A 1,054-nucleotide genomic window follows, 5' to 3' on the forward strand; every position below is an offset into this window, starting at 1 on the left:
GGTGCGGCGGTCGGCAGTCATCGGCAGTCAGCATAGAGAGGGCGGCGACGCGCGGCGATCCGGGACATCCGTCCCCAGCCCCGTTGACGTGCACACACTCGATCGAGCCGGCGTTGCGTAAACCTGAACTCCCGCTGTTTCCACGGCGTGTCGTTGGATACGATCACCGCGCGCCGCGTGTTACGGGGCGGTAGGCACACTTCCGGCATTGCGCATTGGGGGCGGAACATGATGCACGAGGACACCGCGGCGGCCGTCGAACGGGACGCCGGCACCGGCTGGGAATGGGCCAGAGCCGATGACTGGCAGCCGCCGAGCGAGCTCGACACCGGCGTTCCGCACACCGCCCGGATGTACGACTACTACCTGGGCGGCAAGGACAACTTCGAGGCGGACCGCAAGGCCGCCCAGGCCGCGATAGCCGCCTACCCGGCGCTGCCGCTGCTGGCCCGCACCAACCGGCAGTTCCTCGGCCGGGCCGTCGAGTTCGTGGCAGGCCGGGGGATCCGCCAGTTCATCGACATCGGCACCGGCATTCCGGCCGTCGGCTCCACCAACGAGGTCGCCCAGCGGGTCGCCCCGGACGCCCGGGTGGTGTACGTGGACAACGACCCGATCGTCGCCACCCACGCCCGCGCCCTGCTGGCCGGCCACCCGACCGGGCACACCTCCGTCATCGAGGCCGACCTGCGCGACCCGGAGGCGATCCTCGCCCACCCCGCGCTGGCCGCCGCCGTCGACCTCTCCCGACCGGTCGCGCTGATGCTGGTCGCAGTCCTTCACTTCATCCGGGACGAGGAGGGCGCCCAGCGGATCGTCCGCACCCTGCGCGACGCGCTCGCCCCCGGCAGCGCCCTGATCCTCTCCCACGGCAGCCCCGACTTCGCCTCCCGGGAGAGCGCCGCCGAGGGCACCCGCATCTACCGGAGCGCCAGCGCCCCGCTCGTGCTCCGCCCGCGCGCCGACGTCGAGCCCTTCTTCGGCGACTTCGAGTTCGCCGGCCCCGGCCTCGTCCAACTCCCGCTGTGGCGCCCCGCCTCCGGACACGTCCCCA

The 1,054-nt window shown here is 72.4% G+C and carries 1 protein-coding gene; it reads left to right on the forward strand.

Annotated elements, in window-relative coordinates; genetic code table 11:
• Positions 1-228 precede the first annotated feature (228 nt).
• Positions 229-1,054 (forward strand): SAM-dependent methyltransferase (locus J0670_RS38600; RefSeq protein ID WP_243438122.1); only part of this gene is annotated, 826 nt, incomplete at its 3' end.

The organism is Streptomyces sp. FH025 (assembly GCF_017427025.1).
GTDB lineage: Bacteria > Actinomycetota > Actinomycetes > Streptomycetales > Streptomycetaceae > Kitasatospora.